This window comes from Spirosoma taeanense, from assembly GCF_013127955.1.
GTDB classification, from domain to species: domain Bacteria; phylum Bacteroidota; class Bacteroidia; order Cytophagales; family Spirosomataceae; genus Spirosoma; species Spirosoma taeanense.
Genome location: NZ_CP053435.1, coordinates 1,142,456 through 1,164,929 on the forward strand (window position 1 = coordinate 1,142,456; position 22,474 = coordinate 1,164,929).

The 22,474-nt window shown below is 54.3% G+C and carries 20 protein-coding genes and 1 pseudogene; 11 read left to right on the forward strand and 10 right to left on the reverse strand.

Annotated features, from left to right (window positions below; translation table 11 throughout):
• Positions 1 to 38: 38 nt before the first annotated feature.
• Positions 39 to 1,694 (forward strand): coiled-coil domain-containing protein, encoded by a 1,656-nt coding sequence (locus tag HNV11_RS04905; RefSeq protein ID WP_171738604.1) that lies wholly within the window; start codon positions 39 to 41, stop codon positions 1,692 to 1,694.
• A gap of 92 nt (positions 1,695 to 1,786) precedes the next feature.
• On the opposite strand, the gene HNV11_RS04910 is transcribed toward HNV11_RS04905, so the two are convergent.
• The 7 genes from HNV11_RS04910 to HNV11_RS04940 form a co-directional block, all read right to left on the reverse strand.
• Positions 1,787 to 2,977 (reverse strand): hypothetical protein, encoded by a 1,191-nt coding sequence (locus tag HNV11_RS04910; protein ID WP_171738605.1) that lies wholly within the window; start codon positions 2,975 to 2,977, stop codon positions 1,787 to 1,789.
• Positions 2,978 to 3,201: 224 nt separating this feature from the next.
• Positions 3,202 to 3,411 (reverse strand): hypothetical protein, encoded by a 210-nt coding sequence (locus HNV11_RS04915; RefSeq protein WP_171738606.1) that lies wholly within the window; start codon positions 3,409 to 3,411, stop codon positions 3,202 to 3,204.
• 244 nt (positions 3,412 to 3,655) lie between these two features.
• Positions 3,656 to 4,426 (reverse strand): hypothetical protein, encoded by a 771-nt coding sequence (locus HNV11_RS04920; RefSeq protein WP_171738607.1) that lies wholly within the window; start codon positions 4,424 to 4,426, stop codon positions 3,656 to 3,658.
• 99 nt (positions 4,427 to 4,525) lie between these two features.
• Entirely contained in the window at positions 4,526 to 6,034 is a 1,509-nt protein-coding gene (locus HNV11_RS04925) for a tagaturonate reductase (protein WP_171738608.1), read from the reverse strand.
• A 44-nt stretch (positions 6,035 to 6,078) separates the two neighbouring features.
• Positions 6,079 to 6,741 (reverse strand): bifunctional 4-hydroxy-2-oxoglutarate aldolase/2-dehydro-3-deoxy-phosphogluconate aldolase, encoded by a 663-nt coding sequence (locus tag HNV11_RS04930; protein WP_171738609.1) that lies wholly within the window; start codon positions 6,739 to 6,741, stop codon positions 6,079 to 6,081.
• A gap of 78 nt (positions 6,742 to 6,819) precedes the next feature.
• Positions 6,820 to 7,809, reverse strand: coding sequence for a sugar kinase (locus tag HNV11_RS04935; RefSeq protein WP_240163959.1), 990 nt, complete (start codon positions 7,807 to 7,809; stop codon positions 6,820 to 6,822).
• Between the two features lie 129 nt (positions 7,810 to 7,938).
• Positions 7,939 to 9,294 (reverse strand): MFS transporter, encoded by a 1,356-nt coding sequence (locus HNV11_RS04940; RefSeq protein WP_171738611.1) that lies wholly within the window; start codon positions 9,292 to 9,294, stop codon positions 7,939 to 7,941.
• Between the two features lie 98 nt (positions 9,295 to 9,392).
• On the opposite strand from HNV11_RS04940, the gene HNV11_RS04945 reads away from it, so the two are divergent.
• Positions 9,393 to 10,241: an alpha/beta fold hydrolase gene (locus HNV11_RS04945; protein WP_171738612.1), complete on the forward strand. Its 849-nt coding sequence runs from the start codon at positions 9,393 to 9,395 to the stop codon at positions 10,239 to 10,241.
• Positions 10,242 to 10,260: 19 nt separating this feature from the next.
• Here the strand turns inward: HNV11_RS04945 and accC are convergent, their stop codons facing one another.
• Positions 10,261 to 11,760 carry an acetyl-CoA carboxylase biotin carboxylase subunit gene (accC, locus tag HNV11_RS04950; RefSeq protein ID WP_171738613.1) on the reverse strand — a complete coding sequence of 500 codons (1,500 nt, stop codon included), beginning with the start codon at positions 11,758 to 11,760 and terminating at the stop codon, positions 10,261 to 10,263.
• A gap of 210 nt (positions 11,761 to 11,970) precedes the next feature.
• Here accC and HNV11_RS04955 point away from each other — a divergent pair, with 210 nt between their 5' ends.
• Positions 11,971 to 13,275 (forward strand): aminotransferase class I/II-fold pyridoxal phosphate-dependent enzyme, encoded by a 1,305-nt coding sequence (locus HNV11_RS04955; protein WP_171738614.1) that lies wholly within the window; start codon positions 11,971 to 11,973, stop codon positions 13,273 to 13,275.
• 144 nt (positions 13,276 to 13,419) lie between these two features.
• Complete coding sequence (locus HNV11_RS04960) at positions 13,420 to 13,605, forward strand: histone H1 (RefSeq protein WP_171738615.1); 186 nt, start codon at positions 13,420 to 13,422, stop codon at positions 13,603 to 13,605.
• 71 nt (positions 13,606 to 13,676) lie between these two features.
• Here the strand turns inward: HNV11_RS04960 and HNV11_RS04965 are convergent, their stop codons facing one another.
• On the reverse strand, positions 13,677 to 14,090 hold the full coding sequence (locus HNV11_RS04965; protein ID WP_171738616.1) for a MaoC family dehydratase: 414 nt from the start codon (positions 14,088 to 14,090) through the stop codon (positions 13,677 to 13,679).
• 85 nt (positions 14,091 to 14,175) lie between these two features.
• Here HNV11_RS04965 and HNV11_RS04970 point away from each other — a divergent pair, with 85 nt between their 5' ends.
• Positions 14,176 to 15,417 carry an acyltransferase family protein gene (locus tag HNV11_RS04970; RefSeq protein ID WP_171738617.1) on the forward strand — a complete coding sequence of 414 codons (1,242 nt, stop codon included), beginning with the start codon at positions 14,176 to 14,178 and terminating at the stop codon, positions 15,415 to 15,417.
• 19 nt (positions 15,418 to 15,436) lie between these two features.
• Here the strand turns inward: HNV11_RS04970 and HNV11_RS04975 are convergent, their stop codons facing one another.
• On the reverse strand, positions 15,437 to 15,883 hold the full coding sequence (locus tag HNV11_RS04975; RefSeq protein ID WP_171738618.1) for a YybH family protein: 447 nt from the start codon (positions 15,881 to 15,883) through the stop codon (positions 15,437 to 15,439).
• Positions 15,884 to 16,008: 125 nt separating this feature from the next.
• Here HNV11_RS04975 and HNV11_RS04980 point away from each other — a divergent pair, with 125 nt between their 5' ends.
• The 6 genes and pseudogenes from HNV11_RS04980 to argC all read left to right on the forward strand — a co-directional run bounded on the left by HNV11_RS04980 (position 16,009) and on the right by argC (position 22,442).
• Positions 16,009 to 17,001, forward strand: a complete 993-nt coding sequence (locus tag HNV11_RS04980) for an NADPH:quinone oxidoreductase family protein (RefSeq protein WP_171738619.1) — start codon at positions 16,009 to 16,011, stop codon at positions 16,999 to 17,001.
• Positions 17,002 to 17,019: 18 nt separating this feature from the next.
• Positions 17,020 to 17,756: pseudogene (gene fabG / locus HNV11_RS04985) on the forward strand (3-oxoacyl-ACP reductase FabG).
• A 178-nt stretch (positions 17,757 to 17,934) separates the two neighbouring features.
• Complete coding sequence (locus HNV11_RS04990; protein ID WP_171738620.1) at positions 17,935 to 18,813, forward strand: diacylglycerol/lipid kinase family protein; 879 nt, start codon at positions 17,935 to 17,937, stop codon at positions 18,811 to 18,813.
• Positions 18,814 to 18,959: 146 nt separating this feature from the next.
• The gene (locus HNV11_RS04995) at positions 18,960 to 20,168 is read left to right on the forward strand and encodes an argininosuccinate synthase (protein WP_171738621.1); all 1,209 of its coding nucleotides are present in this window, start codon (positions 18,960 to 18,962) and stop codon (positions 20,166 to 20,168) included.
• On the forward strand, positions 20,152 to 21,405 hold the full coding sequence (locus HNV11_RS05000; protein ID WP_171738622.1) for a glycosyltransferase family 4 protein: 1,254 nt from the start codon (positions 20,152 to 20,154) through the stop codon (positions 21,403 to 21,405). The genes HNV11_RS04995 and HNV11_RS05000 overlap by 17 nt, the downstream gene beginning before the upstream one ends.
• A gap of 56 nt (positions 21,406 to 21,461) precedes the next feature.
• Positions 21,462 to 22,442: an N-acetyl-gamma-glutamyl-phosphate reductase gene (gene argC, locus HNV11_RS05005; RefSeq protein ID WP_171738623.1), complete on the forward strand. Its 981-nt coding sequence runs from the start codon at positions 21,462 to 21,464 to the stop codon at positions 22,440 to 22,442.
• The last annotated feature ends 32 nt before the right edge of the window (positions 22,443 to 22,474 follow it).

The window sequence follows — 22,474 nt, forward strand, 5'->3', positions numbered from 1 at the left end:
TCTACTTCAGTAGTCTTATATAAGAGTGAACATTTGTCATGCGCTCGTCTAAAGAAATAGCAACTAATTATTTAGAGCGATTCGTTCGCCTGTGCGAGAGCACCAACAAGTTTATTTTAATCGGCTTAACGGTGTTGTTTGGTAACTGGATAGCGGTAGTTGAATCCCATTACAGTGATTATGAATATAGTTTGATTCGTAAGCGGGAAGAGAAAGCGAAGGTACAGACGAAACTAACGCGGATAAATAAGCAAATCAATACGGTAGATAAAGCAGTTGCCAAACTAACTGAAAATCGAGAAAAAATAAGCGAAGACGTTCCGGATACATCGGTAGGGGATAGTGTTTTAGCACAATCAGATACCAAGCAAGGACAGTTAGCCAATTTAAACGAACGAATAAAAAAATTACAGGATTCACTGAGCCAATTAAACGTAGAGAAGCAAAAAAAGCAGAGTACTGTATCGGCTATAGGTAACCAAATAGCTCAGTTAACAAGTAAAAGCTTTGACGGTACACCATTCGGTTTGCTGGCATTATTTGTTAGCCGGCCCCGTGAGGGAGCTGTCGTACTGGGTGTATTGCTGTTGTCCGTACTTATTTACGTATACGTAGTCAGGCGTAATGCTTTACGTCTGGCGGGTCGATTAATTCGGTTATGTGATTCAGACCAAGCCTTAAAATTGTTACCCGCCGATGATATTCTTGTGTCGTCGCCATTGTGGTTGGCTCCGGCACCGGTTCGCGATGGCACGGGGGTCTGTGCCAATCGATTAAAAGAGATGCTGGGGTGGGGGGGCGTGGCACAAAATCGACGTCTTCAGCTGGCCCTTGTGTTTTTAATTATTCTGTTCTGGCAAATTCGACTAACGTTCATCACAATTAAGATGAATGTGATCAATCCGGCTGATATGGTTGAAAATACCCTTCAATATGGAACGAATCTGCTGGTGTCAGTTAGTTTGTTTATTACGCTGCTATCCGCTTTGCTAATGATTCTCTGGGTAGCGGGCCCTTGGCCTGTTGAAGATGCATATAATCATGAGCCAAACAGTAGTCGTATATCCCGTAGCGAATTTATTGGAGTAGCATCAACAATGGTTGTTACGATCTTGTTGGGAATATTTGCGTCGACCTCACGTGCTCAACTACTTATGAACGGGCATCTGCCCCGGTCTCGTTATCGTAAGCAAATTAAATACGTATGGAGAGGCAACACGGGTCTCTATACAAACAGAAAGTCAGGTAAGCAGCATTGGATGGAAAAAAAGAAAAATTTTTCGTTATCATTGAGCATCAAAAACGCATCAGATTACGAAAAATTTGCTAAAAGCACTCAGTTAATTAAACAAGCTAAACAGGTAAATTTTGATGCTTTACCAAAAAAACAGGTAGCTATTTACTGCGAACGCATGGCTTTGGGCCACTTATTCAATAAAGATGTCAGCACAGCATTTACAACATTAATAGCAGGAGTAATTAGGGCCAGTCCAGCCCAAGCGCAACGGCTGGTAGGGCTTATGCGACGAGTGAGAGCAAAATACCAGGATGAAGCTCCTGTTTTATTCAATTTATTGCAACCTTATAAGCAAAATGAGGTTATAAATTCTTTGCTGAAGGGATGGGATAGCGAGTACCTGACCCTACCCCAACGTGTGAAAGGACGTTGGACATGGGATGGGCAACCGATATAGAACTGGGGCGTTGTTGTATTGATAGCATACCCTCTTAGAGGGCGGAACGAGTTCGAATCTCGTATAGCCTCAGTTCTTGTTTTACGTCCGGATTACTGACCGTACAGCCGTAAAAACATTTCTGCTGCGTGCCAGGTGTGGGGAAACGCTATTTTCTGCTTAACCAAAGCCGGATTGAGTATGGTCATTCCCGGATAATGGGCTGCGCTGGCCTGTTGCTCCCAGCTCAGCGGATAATCCAGACTGCCAACAGGAGCCCGTTTTTCACCATAGAAGTGATCTTCGGCCCAGATCAGATACGGATAGTTAGTGCCATCCTGCTCCGAAATCCGTTTACCCGGAACGGGCTCGGTTTTGTAATCCATCCAGAACAGGGAGGAGTAGCTGTCATCCCGAACTGGTATGACGTACGGATCTGGTAAGCCCAATGACTTCAGCCCATACTTCAGCCATTTAGTCTGGAAACCAGAATGTTCGGCGTAGTCTGTCTTGCCCAGAATAAAGTTCTCGCGCTGAAATCGCTTTACGGAGTCGAGGGCCATCTGCACAACCGGGTGGCTCCTGTCCGACACCAGCGAGGTCAGAAACAGCACCTGGCCGGGGTTGTCGGCTTCGGGGATGCCGCGATTGTTCCGGTCGAATGGGTCGCGAATACCCAGCACCCAGTCGCGGATCAGGTGCAGGTTCCCCGTCTCGCGCAGGACCATCGCCATCAGGGCCGCGTCGCGGTACCAGGGTTTCTGGTAGACAAACAAGTTGGGTAGGGGCTTGTTGTTCAGGACGTTAATGAGAATTTCCTGGTGCAGTACGCGCAGAATAAGCCCGTAGGTATTGCTGCTGAAACGCGGCAGGGTGAGCGGTGAACGGGTGCCATCCATTCGCTTTGCTTTCCGATCGGGCTGCACCAACCAGACTCCGGTCTCATCTTCCCGTATTTGTATAATTCGACCGTCGTTGAGAACGAGATGAACCAGGTATTCCGACGGCACAATGATTTCTTGCTGTACGTTCCACTGCTCTTCAATGTTCCCGGTAAGGGCGTTCAGAAGTCGTCCGTTGCGGTAAATGAACTTGGTCCGGTTGCCCATGCCAAACAGAAAAAATTGCAGGTCGGGTAGGGGGCGGTGGTTTGCGTATTCCTGCCGGAACCGTGTCAGACTGCTCCGATAAAGCTGCAAAGCGGCTTCCGGATTTGGGTAAAGCGTTGGCGGAGGGACCGACTGCGCCCGAATGAGAGGAGCCAACAACAGCAGAAATACAAACGTCAGAATGGCTTTGCACATGGCTTAACCGGCGTTGCGTCACCTTGGGAGTGACATCGTCGGCCCGTAAGATACCGCTTAGCGTTTTGATTTCACGGGTTAGTCGTTATAAACCAGCAGGTCGGTTAGTCGAACCAGATGGCCAGCGTCGGGATTCTGAAGTTTTACCCGTACGGTATGCTTCCCTTTGGGCAGCTGCTACTTCCAGAACAGGTCGTCGCGACGATGCGTTAAATTGGCGGGTACTAGGCCGTTTCAACTTTCTGGCCGTCAACGTATAGTTCAGCCTCGAACGCGAACGGATTTTCATAACCCCGGCTGGCGCGGCCTTTGGGTTCAGCTTCGCTCCGCAGCCTAAAACCAATACCGTCGAAATCGAAACTGGATTCGCCTTCCAGATCTTTGGTAATGGCCTGCAAAGGCCTGCTCCAGCCGAACGGCTTTAGGCTGGTCATCGGATGCAGTGGATAAATAAGCCACTTGGGCACCAAGCGTAACGTTCCAAACCCCGGCGTTACGCAATTTCCGGGGCCGGGGTAGCATTAGAGTTGCCAATCATCAGAATTTGACCCGGCCAATACCACTTCGTGTCCGGATAAAAGACAAATTTATCTGGCAAAAGGCTGGGAATAGCCTTAAAATGGCAACACCGGGCTGGTGAATCTGGCCTTCAGATTCGCGCCATTCTGCAAAGGGCCCTTAAGCAGAAAAGTTGCTGATCAGCATCAGTAAGCAGAAAAGGCCAATCAGGATTAGCCAGGACTGCCAGAAACGACGAGTGATGCGTTTTCGATCGGGTTTGGCCATCGACTGGAGTGGTGTCAGCTCCCGGTCGAGCGACCGGCTTAGGAAATAGATACCACCCGCCAGAAACCCCAGACCCAGCATGAAGGTGACTGCCGCCAGAAACCCGTAGCCTGAGCAGGCAATATTGCAGGCCAGAGCCGCTGCTCCATAAGTCAGCAGGATACCAAGAACGAACAGAAGCACGTAGCCGATGCGCTGTCCGACCCGGTTTTTAACCACTCGTTCAGCCGGGGCTACAACCGGTCTGCTGACCGCATACAGACTGTCGGACGCCTGCACCACGGGTAGCGCGAGCGTATCGGAGACAACCGTAATGCGTCGGCTCCCGAACGCGCTGCCGGAAGAATCAGGTGTCTGGATAGACTGCCCCCATATCCCTCCCAGCAAGATAAATAACAGGAAATTACTTAGGAAGGCCAGCGCTAACAACAGCCGCCCTGACCGGTAACTTGGGAACGACGGGCGACCCGCAGCCCATATTCGGATAGACACGGCGCCAGTCAACAACCCGATTAAGGCAATGTGCAGCCCTGTTGGTGACACCGTATCGAGCAGATTCGCACCCAGCAACAAACCATTGGCTGCGTTGGCAAGCTCGCCTATTACAAGTAATCCGATAGCCAGATGGGTATGGCGGCTGGCCCAGCCGGAAAGTCGTTTCACGAAGATGGGATTTAGAAAATCCCAATGTACACGGAAGTATCCATGTCTGCTATTTATTGGCTAATGCCTTAGTATCCGGCTTATGGCTGACTGGTTGAGCTACGCCATCGCCTTGTCCAGCGTTTTCTCAACGCCGTCTTTGAGCATGGATTTCAGGTCTTCGGCCACGGCATCCACAAAGCCCGGCAGGGCGGTCAGGTCAGCCTGCCAGAGGTCGGCGTCGGCGCAGACGGATTGAACAAACGCCCGGATGCTGGCCGCGTCTTTGGGTTTTACGGTTTTCCAGTCGCCGTAGAAATAGCCCGCCCGTTCGTCCCGGATGGGGTAGGTGAGGATGCCTCCGCCCGGCACGGTAATCTCGCCGTAAAACTTACCGTCCTCTTCCCGGACGGCTTTCATGAACAGCAGATAAGCCGCAAAGCCCAACGCGATGTATTTAGGCGTTGTATCGAACTGACTATAATAGCGCTGAATGGTCGCGACGTTACGAGCCTGCATTTTTGCCGTTTCCTGGAGCGAAATGTTCAGCAGTAGGTGATCGAGATGCGGGTTACGAAATCGGTCAAGAACATCGCGGGCAAACTGCGCAACGGCTGCCTGGTCCATGCCCGCAACACTGTAGTGGGGCACAGTCGGCACGATCTCTTCGAGCATCAGCGACTCAATAAACCGGCTCATGGTCGGGTGCCGCATCTCGTCGGCCACAGTTTCCAGACCCAGCAGGTAGCCCAGCGGCATCGTGAGCGTGTGCGACCCGTTCAAAACGCGAAGTTTACGCTCCCGGTAAAAATTGATGTCTTCGTCAATGATGATCTCGGATGGCGACGCACTGGCGAACGACAGCGTCTGTTTAACCCTGTCGTCGCCTTCGATGGCCCAGAGGTGGTAAGGTTCCGTAAAGGTCAGCAGCTCATCTTCGTAGCCCTGCTCCTGCTCCAGCGCCTGTCTGGCTTCGTCGGTGGGGCGCGTTACGATCCGGTCAACGAGCGAGTTACAGAAGCGGACGTGAAATTTGAGCCATTTCGTAAACAGTTTTCCCAGCTCGTTGAACCTGGCCAGCTTCTCTACGGCTTCGCGGAGTTTCAGCCCGTTGTCGGTTACCAGTTCGGTCGGCACAACAACCAGCCCTTTGGCTTTTGAGCCGCCGACGCTGCGGAAGCGCTCATAGAGAAAAGCGGTTAGTTTTGCCGGAAATGACTGGGGCGGATTCTGGAAGATACTTTCTTCGACGTAATTCAGGCCGACCTCCGTCGTGTTCGAAATAATGATCTGCAAATTCGGATTGCGGGCAATCAGCAGAATCTCTTTCCACTGCGTCTGCGCGGCCAGTACCCGACTGATGGCTGAAACGACCGTCGTTTCCGAAACGTCCTGGCCCTGCTGAACGCCCCGAACGGCGACCGTGTACAGGTTATCCTGCCCCGAAAACTCATCAGTCTGACTATCGGTCGATTTCACAACAACGATGGAACCGTTGAACTTGCCTTCAGAATTGGCCTTCTGCACCAGATAATCTGGCAGGCCACGCAGCAAAACGCCGGTACCAAATTGCAGGATTCTTTCGGGGAAAACAGGGGCGGGGTGGGTTGAACGGTTCAGTCGGGACATGGTGTTAGCAAACGGTCTTCGGTGGGTTACTAAAATTACGTACTCTACAATTCGGCAATAATACGAACAACATCCCGAACCGTCTCTTCAATTTTATCAAACGCCTGATTAGCCAGCACATCGCCGGGAAATAATTGCGATCCCATACCAACGGCAATAGCCCCCGCCCCAAACCATCTGGACAGGCTTTCGCGGTTGGGCTCCACGCCCCCGGTTACCATGGCGCTGGCAAAGGGCAGGGGGCCACGCAGGCTTTTAATAAAATTAGGGCCCAGGACTTCGCCCGGAAAAACTTTCACGACTTCAACGCCCCATTCGTGGGCGGTCGTGATTTCGGTAAGGGTAGCGCAGCCGGGCATGTAAGCGACCTTCCGCCGGTTGCAGGTTCGGGCAACTTCTTCGCTAAATGTTGGCCCGACAATGAAGTCGGCCCCAAGCTGCAGGTAAAGCGCAGCCGTCGGCGCATCCAGGATTGTACCGGCACCCAGGGCCAGGTCGGGGTAATCGCGGGCGCATAACCGACTCAGGTCGGCGAAGCGTTCGTGGGCAAAATCGCCCCGATTGGTGAACTCAAACGCCCGGACGCCGGCCCGGTAGCAGGCACCCACAACTCCGGCGCAAACGTCAGGATTGGGATGGTAAAAAACAGGAACCAGCGGAACTTGCCGAATGGTCTGGTAAACGTTCAAACGGGGAATGCGAGCCATCGATTAATCAGGTTAATGTATCTATTGGTTTGCAGTTGACGGGTGATGATATACCCAAAAGCCATTAACGCGGAATTATTATCGTCTTAATTTGCCGGAACTGTCGCCCCGGACCAGCGTTTCAATTTCAGTGACGGTTGCCAGATTGACATCGCCGGGAATAGTATGTTTCAGCGCCGAAGCCGCTGCGCCAAACTCAACGGCGCGCTGCAGATCGGCCGGAAACGTCAGCAGACCGTAAATCAGCCCGGCGACGTAGGCATCACCCGTACCAATCCGGTCAACAATCGGCTGGATGTCGTGCATGCGGGATCGATATACCGTTGAGCCATTAAATATCTTGGCCGAGAGCTGATTGTGAGAGGCACTGACAGAGGTTCGCTTGGTATCGGTAACGTACCGAATGGTCGGAAACCGGCGCATCAGGGCGCGTCCAGCTTCCTGAAACGTACTGCCAACTACGCCATAAAGTTCTGAAAACAGGGACTTGCTACCCAACACGAGCGTACAGCCTTCCGTCAGGGCGGGCATAATTTCCTGCGGTCGTCGGCCGTACTGCCATAAGTTGCTCCGGTAGACAATGTCGCCCGACACCGGAACGCCCAGTCGGTTGGCCGTCTGGATGCCCGCCAGCAGACAGTCGGCAGCACCCTGCGAGAGGGCGGGCGTGATTCCGGTCCAGTGAAACCAGTCGGCTCCGGTCAGGATTGGTTCCCAGTCAATATCGTTAGTCTGAATCCGGGCAAATGCCGAATCAGCACGGTCATAGATAATCTGGCTGGCCCGGCTGCCCGCGCCGGTTTCCAGAAAGTACAGCCCCAGCCGGCCTTCGGCCTGACCGGTTGGTAAACTACCGTAACGGATATACTGGGTATCGACGCCATACCGCCGGAGGTAGCCAGCCGCGGTTCGGCCGAGGGCGTGGTCGGGAAAACGGGTGACATGAGCCGCATCCAGACCCAGCTGCGCCAGCGATACGGCTACATTGGCTTCCGTGCCGCCAAAATGCATCGTCAGCACATTGGATTGCGAAAATCGGTCGAATCCCGGTGGACTCAGCCGCAGCATGACCTCGCCAAAAGTGATGATTTTACCCAATGCGTGAAGGTGAGTTAAGACTGGTGTTCTGTATGGCACGGCCTGACAGGGCAAACCGGCGTTTAATGGCTACAAACTTAAGGCTCTTTAGGTAATAGCCTATAGCTTACCACTTACCGTTAGCTCTGCTTCCAGTTCTTCGAGGGTGACGGGCTCCAGCCTGGGCAGAACAAGGTGAATAATGACCAGGGCGATCAGGTAGGCGCAACTGGCAATAATGAACATGGGCAGGTACCCGAAAGCCGTGATGATACGACCCGCCAGTAAGGCCAGCAAAATTCCACCAACGGCACCGAACATCCCACCGATACCTGTTACAGATGCTACGACGTTTTTCGGGAACAGGTCAGAGGCAAAGGTATACATATTGGCCGACCAGCCCTGGTGAGCGGCCGTTGCCAGCGAAATCAGGGCGATGGCAACGGTCAGGCTGCTCGTCTGCGCGGCAAAAAAGATGGGCACTATGCACAGGGCGCAGATCAGCATGGTGGTCTTACGGGCACGGTTGGCCGACCAGCCAAAGTTCATAAACTGCGTACTGAGCCAGCCAAAGAAAATGCTGCCTGCGTCGGATACAACGTAAATAATCAGGAACGGCACACCGAAACTTTTGAGGTCGAGTTTCTGGTCGAGGGCGTCGTTGGAGTTGAAAAAGTCGGGCAGCCATGACATATAGAACCACCAGATCGGGTCAGCCATGAACTTGCCGACGGCGAAGGCCCAGGTTTGTTTGTACCCCAGCAATCGACCCCAGGATACCTTCGGGGGTTTAACTTTGTCGTCGTCGCTGCGAATATAGGCCAGCTCTTCGGCCGACAGTTTCGGGTTTCGTTCGGGTTTGCTGTAGGTAAACCACCAGAGAATCAGGAGACCGAAGCCTAGCACCCCAGTGATAAAGAACGAACTGCGCCAGCCGAACTGAAGAATCAGATAAGGCACGGCCATAGCCGTCAGAATAATGCCAACGTTGGTACCGGCGTTGAAGAGCCCGTTGGCAAACGAGCGTTCGCTTTTGGGAAACCACTCGGCTACGGTCTTGATAGCCGACGGGAAATTAGCCGATTCGCCCAGACCCAGCAGGGCGCGTGCCCAGCGCAGGCCAACCATATTCTGCACGAAGGTTGTCAGAACAGCGGCAATGCTCCAGACCGTAATGCCCAGCGCAAAGCCGCGCCGGGTGCCGATACGGTCAATTAGCCAGCCAACCAGCAGAAAGCCAATCGCGTAAGCGAATTTAAAAGCGGCATCAACGTCGCCGTATAAAACCTTGAAGCGGTCGGTCGCTTCCTTGGTCAGATCGGCTTCGGGAGCAATGTCGAGCATTTCCTTGCGGAAAATCTCATCGGTCATTGTAAAGGACAGCACCTGCCGATCCACGTAATTTATGGTTGTGGCCAGAAACAGCAGCGCAACAATACGCCAACGAAAGCTACCGGAAGTGGTGGTCGTTTGCAAAGCAAGTCGGGAATTTGGGGAGAAAAGCACGAGCCCCTGCTTTTTTACCTAATCCCAGCGTCTGGCCCGTTTCTTCACGTAACCAGTTCCTTCAGACCATGAACCATACCTTTGTCGAAACGAATGGCATCCGGCTGCATGTCGTTCAGGCTGGACCGGTCGATGGACCCCTTTTGATTCTGCTGCATGGGTTTCCCGAATTCTGGTACGGCTGGAAACGGCAGATCGAGCCCTTGGCCGCTGCCGGGTATCAGGTCTGGGTACCCGACCAGCGAGGCTATAATCTAAGCGATAAACCCGCTGGCATTGAAGCCTATACCATCGACACCCTGGCGGCCGATGTTGTGGGGCTGATTGAGCGGGCGGGGCAACAGAAAGCTGTACTAGTGGGCCACGACTGGGGTGCCGCCGTGGCCTGGTGGACGGCCGCCACCTATCCGGATCGGGTTGAGCGGCTGGTCGTCATGAACGTTCCTCATCCGGCCGTCATGAAGCGATTTGTGAGCCGGGACCTGGGGCAGATGCGCCGTAGCTGGTATATCGGGTTCTTTCAGTTGCCAAAGCTGCCGGAGTGGCTGTCGAGTCTGGGGGACTGGTCTATGCTGGCTCGAACCCTGCGTAAAAGCAGCCGACGGGGTACATTTTCGGAAGCCGACCTGCAACAGTACAAAACGGCCTGGGGACAGCCCGGTGCCCTGCGCGCCATGATCAACTGGTACCGGGCTACGTTACAAAAGCCACCAAAACGTAGCCCGCGAATACGCATTATCGTCCCGACGCTGCTGATCTGGGGTGCTCAGGATCAGTTTCTTAAACGCGACATGGCCCAGCCCAGCATCGACCTGTGTGACAATGGTCGTCTGGTATTCCTTGAGCAGGCCACCCATTGGGTGCAGCACGAAGAAGCCGATCGGGTCAACACGCTTTTGTTGGAGTTTCTTCAGTGAATCTTTTCCGCCGAGAGAATTATCCCAACCGGTTCATCTTCCACTTACTTTTTTGCTGCGTTACCGGAACAGCCGCGCCACTGCTTTGGGGCTTGCTGGTCTCCAGCAGATAAGCCGCTAAGACGGCCGCGAGCTGCGATTCGGTCTGATCGGGTTTTCTCGTCAAGACGTCCGGCGTAAAATAGTTGCCAACGAAGCCTGTATCGAACTGGCCGGAGCGGAATGCCGGATGCTCCATCACGAACCGGCAGAACGGCAGCGTCGTCTGAACGCCCGAAATCTGGTATTCGTCAATCGCCCGGATCATCTTCTGGATGGCTTCCTCGCGGCTGTCGCCATACGTAATAAGCTTGGCAATCATCGGATCGTAATAGATCGGTATCGCCATGCCCTGCTCAAAGCCATCGTCTACACGGACGCCGTTACCCTGCGGCCGAACGTATGTATCGAGCGTACCCACATCAGGTAAGAAGTTATTGGCCGGGTCTTCGGCGTAAACACGTACCTCCACCGCATGGCCTTTTATCTGTAAATCCTCTTGCCTGATCGTCAGGGGTTTCCCCTCGGCAACGTAAATCATCTGCTTCACCAGGTCAACGCCCGTAATCTGCTCCGTAACGGGGTGCTCAACCTGAAGGCGGGTATTCATCTCCAGGAAGTAGAAATCGAGGTTATCGTTAACAATAAACTCGACCGTTCCGGCACCGTAATAGCCGCAGGCGCGGGCAACATCGACGGCCGCCCGGCCCATCGCGTCGCGGATCTCGGGCGTCAGGATGGCCGAAGGCGCTTCCTCAACCACTTTCTGGTGCCGCCGTTGCACCGAACATTCACGCTCAAAAAGATGGATGATGTTGCCATGCTGATCGCCCAGTACCTGAATTTCGACGTGGCGGGGCGACGTAACGTATTTTTCGATGAAAACGGACCCGTCACCAAAAGCCGATAGGGCTTCGCTGACGGCCCGGTCCATCTGCTCGTCGAATTCGGCGTCGTTCTCGACGATACGCATACCTTTGCCGCCCCCGCCCGCGCTGGCCTTAATCAGAACCGGGTAGCCGATCTGGGCCGAAATGGTTTTCGCTTCCGCGCGGTCGGTAATGGCGCTGGGCGTACCCGGCACCATGGGGATGTTATAACCCGCTACGGCGGCTTTGGCCGCCAGTTTGCTGCCCATGATCTCGATAGCCTCGGGCGATGGTCCCACGAAAATCAGACCCGCCTGCCGGACCATCCGGGCAAAATTGGCATTCTCGGACAGAAAGCCGTAACCCGGGTGAATAGCGTCGACGTTCAACTGCCGACACACTTCGATAATGGCATCGGCTTTCAGGTAGGATTCGGAGGAAGGGGCCGGACCAACGCAAACGGCTTCATCGGCGTATCGAACGTGCAGGGCGTTACGGTCGGCCTCCGAGAAAATGGCTACGGTTTTAATTCTCATCTCCCGGGCCGTGCGCATAACGCGCAGGGCGATTTCACCCCGATTGGCAATTAATAGCTTGTTGATTTTTGTCATTGACTGGTTCTTATGGAGTCATTCATAACCATGCGTTGTCCTGATCAAATAGAGCTATAAATGACAATTATTGATCAATAATACGGCTTTGTCACAAAACGGTTATTAAATTGAATTTTTCGGAATCAATTTGTGCTACCAAAAGTTAAACGTATTTTTGCACTTACCACGTCAAAAACAAGAGTTTAGCCCATTAAATACGGACAAAAAGTGGATTTATTTGAGAAACTGCGCACCAATCTAGGACCCATCGGCTCGCCGGCACGGGAGTACAATGGCCACCATTACTTCGCATTTCCCAAGCTTGAGGGCGAGCTTGGACCACATATGCGCTTCCAGGGGAAGGACGTACTGAACTGGAGTCTGAACAACTATCTTGGCCTGGCCAATCATCCAGAAGTACGTAAGGCCGATGCCGACGCCACCACGCAGTGGGGGCTAGCTTATCCAATGGGTGCCCGGATGATGTCTGGTAACTCCGATCTCCACGAACAGTTCGAAAAGGAGCTGGCCCAGTTTGTTGGGAAGGAAGATGCTTTTTTGCTGAATTATGGTTATCAGGGGGTCATGTCGGCTATTGAAGCGGTCGTTGATCACCGTGATATTATCGTGTATGATGCCGAAAGTCATGCCTGTCTGATCGACGGTATCCGCCTTCACAAGGCTAAGATGGGCGACTACTATAAGTTTAACCATAACGATATGGCCAGCCTGGAGAAAAACCTCCAGCGCGCTAGCCGGAAAGTAGCCGAAACGGGGGGAAGCATTCTGGTCATTACGGAAGGTGTCTTCGGTATGTCGGGTAAGGTGGGCAGTCTGGACAAGATTGTCGCGCTGAAAGAAAAATACGAATTCCGGCTGCTGGTCGACGATGCCCACGGCTTTGGCACGATGGGTGCTACCGGCGCGGGCGTCGGCGAAATGCTCGGCTGCCAGGACGGTATCGACCTGTACTTCTCGACGTTTGCCAAGTCAATGGCGGCAATCGGAGCGTTTATTGCCGCCGACCACGACATCATCATGTATCTGAAATACAACATGCGGTCGCAGACCTACGCCAAGGCCTTGCCGATGCCGTATGTAGTGGGCGGTTTGAAGCGGCTGGAAATGATTCGGAACTCGTCGGAGTTCCGCGACCGGCTCTGGGCTAACGTGCGGGCGCTGCAAAGCGGCCTGCAGGAGCGCGGCTTTAATATTGGCGATACGCAGTCGCCTGTAACGCCGGTTCTGCTGCAGAATCTGGAGGGAGGTATTCCGGGGGTGACAGCGCTGGTACGTGACCTGCGCGAGAACCACCGGATCTTCTGCTCGATTGTCGTTTATCCGGTCGTTCCGAAGGATGTAATTATGCTGCGCATCATCCCAACGGCCGCGCATACCCTCGACGATGTACAGTTTACGCTCGAAGCGTTCTCGGCTATCGCTGGAAAGCTAAAAAGCGGCTATTACCGCCAGAATGGCTCCGAAATCGCCCCCGAAACCCTCGAGGTATCGGCCGAAGCAGCCAGTGAGTAGGGTTTTTGGTTAAAAGTAGGATTTTTTGGCTATTTTTTTGGCCTGCCTATTGCGCTGTATGTTAGAATGAGTAAATTTCAGCCGAAAACCGCGTTTTTAGCGGAATTTTGGGCATTTTACTCACTTAAACCCATACGTATCGCTATGGCACGCTTCGATGAAGTAAAGAATTTGGTTATGTCGCTGGAAGGCGATTTCGAAAAGTTCTACGAAAAAAATAACCAGGCTGCTGGCACCCGTGTTCGTAAAGGGATGCAGGATTTAAAGACGCTGGCGCAAAACATTCGCTCGGAAGTTCAGGACACCAAGAACAAAGCCGAGAAAGCGTAACTGACCTCTCTGGTCATAAATCTTAAACGCCCCCGTCCGGCAAGGCTGCTGACGGGGGCGTTTTTTGCTGTCTAGATCTTCTCCGGATGCATGAGGGTGGCGACGCCCCGCATGGTGACTTTGTTGGTTTGGGCATCGCGGATCTCGCCCGTAACGTCGGCCGTATGCTTGGCCGGGTTGGTGGACTTAACCGTAAACGTAGCCGTGTAGTCTGTATCGACGAACATGGGGCGTAGAAACTCCAGGGTCTGTCCAAGATATACGGAGCCGGAGCCCGGAAACTCGGTGCCGAGCACTTTTGTGAAAATGCTGGCCGCCAGCATGCCGTGGATAATCGGGCGTTTGAAAGGCGTTGAGGCCGCAAAATCAGCATCGAGATGCAGCGGGTTGGTGTCGCCGGTGATACGGGCAAAATCAACTACGTCGGCTTGCGAAAACCGGAAGGTATACCGATGGACGGCGTTCAGTGTAAATTCGGGTATCATACGGCAAAGCTACAAATCCCGCTGGCTATTTTCCGGTCTAAGTCTGGGCGTTTGCGCGTAGTTTTGTTGCCGACTTGGTTTGACTATGCTTAATAATCTGTTTTCGCTCGATGCGTCGTCCGGCAAACGCGTGTTTGGTCTGGATGTCATGCGGGCGGCCGCCATTCTCATCGTTGTCGACGCCCACGCGACGGTTGCGCTGAAGGAATATTATAGCGGAGCGTTCTGGCACCACCTGCTGCCCGATGGCGTAGAACTGTTTTTTGTGCTGAGCGGCTTTCTGATTGGTGGAATTCTGATCCGGTCGTATGAAAAGAGCGGCCGTTTCGACGGTGGCCTGCTGCTGAACTTCTGGACGCGCCGTTGGTTTCGTACCCTGCCAAACTACTATCTGGTCCTGACGGGTCTGATTGCTTTCGCCCTGTTGCGGGCCTGGCGCAGTGGCCTGCACCATACGTTGCCGGAGAAAGGGACGCTGATTCAATACTTTTTCTTTCTGCAGAACTTTGCTCACTACGTCCCCGATTTCTTTCCCGAAACCTGGAGTCTGGCCATTGAAGAGTGGTCATACATTACGCTGCCGCTGCTGTTATGGGTCATGCACAGCCTGCTATCGGCCCGCTGGCCGCACCAGCGGATTGTGCTCGCTACCATCCTGACAATTATTCTGGGAACGAACCTGTACCGCTTTATTACGGCCATTCAGATTCCTATTTCGGCGGGTGAACTGGGCTACCGGGGCATTGTTCTGACGCGGCTGGATGCGATTTCCTATGGCGTGCTGGCGGCATACGTAAAGCAATATTACCCGCGTGAGTGGGCCAGCGAACTGCTTCGCCGGCGGTTGCTCACGGCGGGTCTGCTGCTGACGCTTATCGCTGCGTTTTCGGCCTCGATTGTTATCCTGAAGTTCTACTACGAAGCAGGCGTTTATCCGGCCTACGTCTTTTATAAACGAACCTTTTACTTTCCGTTTATTGGCCTGAGTATGGCCCTGCTGCTGCCATACATGGACGGCTGGCGGACAGCAACGAGCGGCTGGAGCCAGTTCGGTATTGCTCGTGCCATTACGCACGTCAGCCTGATTTCGTATTCGATGTACCTGCTCAACCTGACGCCCATTATGATCAATGTGGTCGAGCGGATTCCTACGACCTCACTGCTGACGGGCTGGCTCAAGGTCGGCCTGTTCTGGGCATTGGTACTGGTGCTGTCAACGCTGCTGTTCAAGTTCTTCGAGAAACCCGTTACCGAACTCCGCGAGCGGCTATCGAACCGGGAGCCCAAGATTACAGAGCCCGCCCGAATCGAACGGGTGAGCGAATAAGCTGATACACTCGTTGTGATTAACTACTGTGATCGCTGACGATGACCCAGCGTTTTTTGATTTTACGCCAGAGCAGCGTAAAATGCCCGCCAGCGTCACCAATTTTGGGCCGGGTCAGGTGCCAGCGGCCAATTACGTAGGCGACATTGGGAGCGGGAAAGTCCAGGTGCAGAATATCGAACTTAAGCGTACCCATCGATGCCCGGTCGGGATAGCGTTTTTTATAATTGGCGAGTGTGGCCTGGTAGCCATAGGTAATCCCCGCTTTACCCACAAAGGTTAGCGAATCAGACGGCCAGTAGCCTTCCATAAACTTATCAACGCGGCCTTCGTTCCAATCGTTGGTCTGGCGTTGCAGTACCTGTAAGATAGTCCGGCGGTCCTGGTTCAGGGCTGCGGTGTTGGGCTGACTAACAGCGGGAAACGCCAGCAGGTTTAATAGTAAGAGAACGTAAAGCTGCTTCATCGTAAACGGGATTTAGGGTAAAGCTACAGGATTCGCCCGTTGAAAAATGAATTGCCAAAGTCATTACCGCGATTTGTGTTCGTTTGGACGATAAAGAACCCTATAGCTCCGTTTTTTATAACCTCATGAAAGCCATTTTGTGTCAGCAATTCGGTCCGCCCGAACAACTCGTCCTGAAGGAAGTTCCTTCGCCGAAAGCGGGTAACGGGCAGGTTGTAATTCAGGTGGAAGCCTGCGGGGTTAACTTTCCCGATACGCTCATGATTGAGGGAAAGTATCAGTTCAAGCCGCCGTTCCCGTTTTCGCCGGGGGGCGAAGTGTCGGGTACAGTCATTGAAGTAGGCGAGGGCGTTGAGCACCTGCGCGTTGGCGATGCGGTTTTTTCGCTGACGGGGCACGGCGGTTTTGCCGAAGAAGTCGTGGCTAACGCAGCAACAACGCTACCCATGCCAACCAGCGGAGCGGCTGGGGCAATGGATTTCGTTACGGCCGCTTCGACCATGTACACCTACGGTACGTCGTACCATGCCCTGAAGGATCGGGCAAATCTGCAGGCCGGTGAAACCCTCCTGGTCATGGGAGCGGCCGGGGGCGTCGGGCTGGCGGCTGTACAGTTAGGCGTACTGATGGGCGCGCGCGTGATTGCAGCCGCATCGAGCGAAGAGAAACTGGCCGTCTGCCGGGCGATGGGGGCTGCTGAAACCATTAATTACACTACTGAAAACCTTCGCGACCGCCTTAAAGAATTGACGAACGGTAACGGCGTTGACGTTATCTATGACCCGGTTGGGGATCGTTACGCTGAACCAGCGATTCGGTCGCTGGCGTGGAAAGGCCGGTATCTGGTGGTCGGTTTCGCGGCCGGTCAGATTCCGAACATTCCGCTGAATCTGGCGTTGCTGAAGGGAGCATCCATTGTGGGCGTATTCTGGGGCGCGTTTGCGCAGCGTGAACCGGAGATGAGCCAGCAAAACTTCCGTCAGATTCTGCACTGGATCACCGGCGGTCAGCTTAAACAACACATCTACCGCCTATATTCGCTCGCCGACGCACCCGAGGCCCTCCGCGACCTGATGGAGCGCCGGGTCGTTGGCAAAGCCGTGGTGGTTGCACGATAATTCCAGACTCAGATCACTATGAGACTACAGAATAAAGTTGCCATAATTACCGGGGGGCCCGGGGCATTGGACAGGGTGCCGCCGAAGTCTTCTGCCGCGAAGGCGCTACGGTGGTTATCTGGGATTTGCTCGATGAAGGCGAGGCAACGGCTCTGATGTTAAGTAATCAGGGCTTTCGTTGTGAATTTATGCGCGTCAGTACAACCGACGTGCCGGGCATTGAGGCCGCGGCCCGCGAAGTGATTGACCGCTACGGCCAGATTGATATTCTGATCAACAACGCCGGCATCACGCGCGACAAAACCCTGCTGAAAATGTCGTTTCTGGAGTGGCAGCAGGTTATTGACGTAAACCTGACGGGCGTATTTAACTGCACGAAGATTGTTGCGCCTTACATGGTTGAGCGGCAGTACGGCCGGATTATCTGCACGTCGTCCATTAACGGGGTGCATGGCGCGTTCGGGCAGACCAACTACGCGGCTGCCAAGGCCGGGATTATCGGCATGGTGCGTTCGTGGGCTAAAGAACTTGGTCCAAAAGGGATTACGGCCAATGCCGTCGCGCCGGGTTTCATTCAGACGGCCATGACCGACGCCATGCCTGAAGATGTACGTAACAAGGCGGTCGCCAATGTGCCCGTCCGGCGCATCGGCAAGCCCGAAGACATTGCCTACGCGTATCTTTACCTGGCCTCCGACGAAGCCTCGTTTGTCAACGGGCACGTGCTGGCGGTGAATGGTGGGCAGGCATTGTAAGAGGCCGCATAACCAGTTGGGCTTACTTTCGTTACCTTTGTGGAGGCATGCAAGCTACCTGCTCATGAACAGGATTCAGAAGTTTTATAACGAGTATAAGCCGTATATCTTCTCCGACGGCTGGTACTACGTCTTCATTGTGGTGTTTATTATCGTTCTCTTTATATTCTTTTCCTGAGTGGCCAATTTACCGGCCGTTCTGGCCTTCATCAACCCGCTGTCGGGTACTATCTCTCTCAACCAGAAAACCCGGCTACGCGATACGTTTCTGCAGCGGGCCGAAGCCCTCGGATACGCGCCCGAAGCGGTATTCACGGAGCGACCCGGCCACGCAACCGAGCTGGCGGCTGAGGCCGTCCGGCGGGGCGTCAGCCGGGTGCTGGCCATCGGTGGCGACGGCACCATCAACGAAACGGCGCAGGCGCTTCGGCGGTCAGCAACGGCCCTCGGCATCGTTCCCATCGGCTCGGGTAATGGTCTGGCGCGTCATTTAGGGATTCCGCTTATTCCGCTGAAGGCCATCGAACGGGCCTTGAACGGGCGACCGGTCGTGATTGACAGCGGAGAGATCAACCAGCATCCGTTTTTCTGTACGGCGGGCCTGGGCTTTGAAGCATATGTAGCCCACGTTTTCGCCCAGCAGCCTGTGCGGGGCCTGTCAACCTACGTACAAACGGCATTCCGTGCTTTCTGGGCGTACCGGCCAACCCAGTACGTCATTGACGGTCAAGAGAGAACGTTGTTCTCGCTGACGTTTGCCAATGCGGGTCAGTTTGGTAATAATGCCTGGATGGCGCCTACGGCAAACATTGCCGACGGTCGGCTGGAGCAGTGCGAGCTCCGGCCTTTTCCGGCCCAACTGGCGGGCGTGCTGGCGTGGCGGCTGTTCAATAAAACGCTCAATCGTTCGGCCTACTGGCAGGGCCGGTCCGTTACGAAGGCTATCGTGCAGGCCGAAGGGCCTTTGCTTATTCACGCCGACGGCGAACCCCTGACGTTACCCGATGGGCGGGCGGAAGTACGGGTTCTGCCCGGTAGTTTACTGGTTCTGTTGTAGGCAGAAAAGGCAGATGCGTTCAAATAGAGGCATGTTCGAATGAATGATGGTCATCATTCACACAACATAACGCTGGAAACCCGATATTTGCCCCGCCAAAACTATCTAAACGGCGGGCGTGGTTCGCGTCCAATGTCTTCTGTCTGATGTCTGAAAAAGTAGTTCTTGCCTTTAGCGGGGGTCTGGATACCTCCTTCTGCGTAAAATATTTGTCTGAAGACCGGGGGCTCGAAGTCCACTCGGTACTGGTTGACACAGGCGGTTTCTCGGATGCCGAACTGAAAGCCATTGAAGAGCGGGCTTACTCGCTGGGAGTTAAATCCCACGTTACCATCTCCAAGACGGACGATTATTACCAGCAGTGTCTGAAGTATCTGGTCTTCGGAAACGTGCTGAAAAACAATACGTACCCACTCAGTGTAAGTGCCGAACGGATTTTTCAGGCCATTGCTGCGGCCGAATACGCCCGGCAAATCGGCGCGTCGGCAATTGCACACGGTTCGACCGGTGCCGGGAACGATCAGGTACGTTTCGATATGGCATTCCGGATTATCGCGCCCGAAGCCGAAATCATTACGCCTATCCGCGATCTGAAACTCTCGCGCGAGGCCGAAATCGAATACCTCAAGTCGAAAGGTGTCGAGCAGGAGTGGCACAAGGCGGCCTATTCCATCAACAAAGGGTTGTGGGGTACGTCGGTTGGCGGCAAAGAAACGCTGACCTCCGACCAGTTCCTGCCTGAGTCGGCCTGGCCGACGCCGGTGAGCAAGACGGAGCCCGAAACCATTACGCTCACGTTTTCGCAGGGCGAAATCAAAGGTATTGCCGGAGCGTCTGGCGACGAAACGTTCGACAACCCCGTTGACGCAATCCGTCGACTGACCGAACTGGCCAGTCCGTTCGGTATTGGCCGCGACATTCACGTTGGCGATACGATTATCGGTATCAAAGGCCGGGTTGGTTTTGAAGCGCCCGCTCCGCTGATCCTGATTAAAGCGCATCATACGCTCGAAAAACACGTACTGACCAAGTGGCAGCTGTACTGGAAAGATCAACTGGCCAACTGGTATGGCACGATGCTCCACGAAGGCCAGTTTATGGACCCCGTTATGCGCAACATCGAAACGTTCCTGAGCGATACGCAGGGGCATGTTTCGGGTAAGGTACACGTCCAGCTCGCTCCATATCGTTTCCAGGTGATGGGTATTGAATCGGACTATGACCTGATGTCGTCGGCTTTTGGTTCGTATGGCGAAATGAACAACGCCTGGACCGGCGACGATGTACGGGGCTTCTCGAAGGTGGCTTCCAATCAGGTGATGATCTACGAGAAAATACGTGAACATAATTCTTGATGCGAGCCCGCTGGGTATCGGGTTTTACCACCGGAAGGCACAGACGGGGGTTAGCCGCGTAGCCGAGGAGCTGCTGAAAGGGCTGTGGCAAGCCAGCGACATAGATCTGTCGCTGGCGGCTTCCACCCATCTGCCCGAAACCATGCGGTATGTCCGGCAGGCGTTCAACGGCAGTATGCCTCCGTTCGTCAACACGGCTGGCGGCCGACTGTCGGCCCGGCTCGAAAACGCGCTGCTGGGCCCGTTTGAAGCCGGCAGTCTGCCATCGAAGGCCATCCGGCAGGTGGCCTACCGGACGCGTAAGGCGTTCAATCGGGAGCAGGGCCGGTTTCGGGTGACGCAGTTCCCGGAAGGAGCCATCTACCACTCGCCGTTTTTTTCGATTCCCAAATCGGTGCGGCAGATTCCGACAGTGCAGACGATTCACGATCTGATTCCGATTCTGCACCCGGAGTGGTTTCCGGCGGGGGAGCAAACCGTCCGGCAGGTCATTGAAGCTCTGCCGCCGACGGCCTGGGTAACGACCGTTTCGCAGGCGACCAAAGATGACTTCTGTCAGTACACGGGCTTCGACCCCGCCCGCGTAGTGCCTATTCACCTGGCCGCATCACCGACCTTATTTCATCCGGTAGCGGACGAAGTCCAGAAACAGGCTATCCGGCAGCAGTATGGTATCGGCGAAACGCCTTACCTGTTGAGCCTGGCTACGTTTGAGCCGCGTAAGAATACCGATCATCTGATTCGCTGCTTCGTAAAGCTGGCTAAATCCGGTGAGATTCCGGCAGACGTAAAGCTGGTACTGGTAGGTACCAAAGGCTGGAAGTTCGACCGGATTGTTGACGAATTAAGTCGGCACGATACGCTGCGGTCGCGGCTGGTCGTGACGGGATTCGTACCGGACGAGCATCTGGCTCCGCTTTACGCGGGTGCGCTGGGGTTTGTTTATCCGTCCCTGTACGAAGGGTTTGGCCTGCCCCCGCTGGAAGCTATGCAGTGTGGCCTTCCGGTTATCGTTTCCGATATTCCGGCCAGCGCCGAGGTCGTTGGCGATGCCGCCATCCGCGTCCCGCCGACCGATGTCAACGCGCTTTGCCAGGCCATGCTGACCTTGATCCAGTCCTCCTCGCTGCGGGCTAACCTGTCGGCGAAGGCCATCGCGCGAGCGTCGCAGTTCTCGTGGGCGAAGTTCATACAGCGGCATATAGAGTTATACAAAACGATTGCAGAACAGGCCTGACGGAATTCTTTCAGTAGGATTCTTGTCAGGTATAAAGCGCAGTTCAGAAAAAAGCAATGACAATCAATATCGGTATTATCGGCGGAGCAGGCTACACGGGTGGCGAACTGCTGCGCATCCTGATCAATCATCCTTTCGTCAACGTAGCGTTTGTGCATAGCAACAGCCAGGCGGGTAAACCCGTCTGGGCAACGCATACCGATCTGCTGGGCGATACCGATCTACGGTTTTCGGGCGAGGAGCCAGCTACTTTGCTGGCGCAGGAAGGTCTGGATGCTGTGTTTCTGTGCTCGGGACATGGCGCATCAGTAAAGTTCATGGCCGAACACGACATCTCCGACGATATTGCCGTGATTGACCTGAGCGCGGATTTTCGCGATGAACACGACGATTTCGTGTATGGCTTGCCCGAGCTTCAGCGCGACCGGATTCAGGAAGCCACCCGGATTGCCAACCCCGGCTGTTTTGCAACGAGTATCCAACTGGCTTTGCTGCCCCTGGCTAAAGCTGGCCTGCTGACCGACGCTGTGCAGGTGAGTGCCGTGACGGGCAGCACGGGTGCCGGGCAGGCGCTGGTGCCGACCACGGGCTTTACATGGCGCAACAACAACATCTCAATCTATAAAGCCTTTACGCACCAGCACCTCGCCGAAATCCGGCAGAGCCTGACCATGCTTGACCCGGATTTCAGCCATGCGATCAATTTCGTGCCGTACCGGGGCGATTTTACGCGGGGTATTATGGCGAATATCTACACGCCGTTTACCGGTTCCGGGGATGAAGCCAAGGAGCTGTACCGGACGTATTACGAAAATCATCCGTTTACGCACGTCAGCGAGTCACCCGTGGACGTAAAACAGGTCGTGAACACCAACAAATGTTTGCTTCATCTCGAACTGCATGAAGGGCAGCTGCTTATTACGAGCGTAATCGATAACCTGACCAAGGGCGCGTCGGGACAGGCGGTGCAGAATATGAACCTGATCTTTGGCCTCCCCGAGGATACGGGTCTGCGGCTCAAACCGGTAGCGTTTTAACGTAACGGGTTTTCCGTCTCTGACTTTCAACG

Excerpts from the sequence above, each read along its gene's own strand:
- HNV11_RS04905 (WP_171738604.1), top strand. The coding sequence starts at position 39 with ATGCGCTCGTCTAAAGAAATAGCAACTAATTATTTAGAGCGATTCGTT.
- HNV11_RS04910 (WP_171738605.1), bottom strand. The coding sequence starts at position 2,977 with ATGTGCAAAGCCATTCTGACGTTTGTATTTCTGCTGTTGTTGGCTCCT.
- HNV11_RS04915 (WP_171738606.1), bottom strand. The coding sequence starts at position 3,411 with ATGACCAGCCTAAAGCCGTTCGGCTGGAGCAGGCCTTTGCAGGCCATT.
- HNV11_RS04925 (WP_171738608.1), bottom strand. The coding sequence starts at position 6,034 with ATGTCCCGACTGAACCGTTCAACCCACCCCGCCCCTGTTTTCCCCGAA.
- HNV11_RS04930 (WP_171738609.1), bottom strand. The coding sequence starts at position 6,741 with ATGGCTCGCATTCCCCGTTTGAACGTTTACCAGACCATTCGGCAAGTT.
- HNV11_RS04935 (WP_240163959.1), bottom strand. The coding sequence starts at position 7,809 with ATGCTGCGGCTGAGTCCACCGGGATTCGACCGATTTTCGCAATCCAAT.
- HNV11_RS04945 (WP_171738612.1), top strand. The coding sequence starts at position 9,393 with ATGAACCATACCTTTGTCGAAACGAATGGCATCCGGCTGCATGTCGTT.
- accC (WP_171738613.1), bottom strand. The coding sequence starts at position 11,760 with ATGACAAAAATCAACAAGCTATTAATTGCCAATCGGGGTGAAATCGCC.
- HNV11_RS04960 (WP_171738615.1), top strand. The coding sequence starts at position 13,420 with ATGGCACGCTTCGATGAAGTAAAGAATTTGGTTATGTCGCTGGAAGGC.
- HNV11_RS04965 (WP_171738616.1), bottom strand. The coding sequence starts at position 14,090 with ATGATACCCGAATTTACACTGAACGCCGTCCATCGGTATACCTTCCGG.
- HNV11_RS04970 (WP_171738617.1), top strand. The coding sequence starts at position 14,176 with ATGCTTAATAATCTGTTTTCGCTCGATGCGTCGTCCGGCAAACGCGTG.
- HNV11_RS04975 (WP_171738618.1), bottom strand. The coding sequence starts at position 15,883 with ATGAAGCAGCTTTACGTTCTCTTACTATTAAACCTGCTGGCGTTTCCC.
- HNV11_RS04980 (WP_171738619.1), top strand. The coding sequence starts at position 16,009 with ATGAAAGCCATTTTGTGTCAGCAATTCGGTCCGCCCGAACAACTCGTC.
- HNV11_RS04995 (WP_171738621.1), top strand. The coding sequence starts at position 18,960 with ATGTCTGAAAAAGTAGTTCTTGCCTTTAGCGGGGGTCTGGATACCTCC.
- argC (WP_171738623.1), top strand. The coding sequence starts at position 21,462 with ATGACAATCAATATCGGTATTATCGGCGGAGCAGGCTACACGGGTGGC.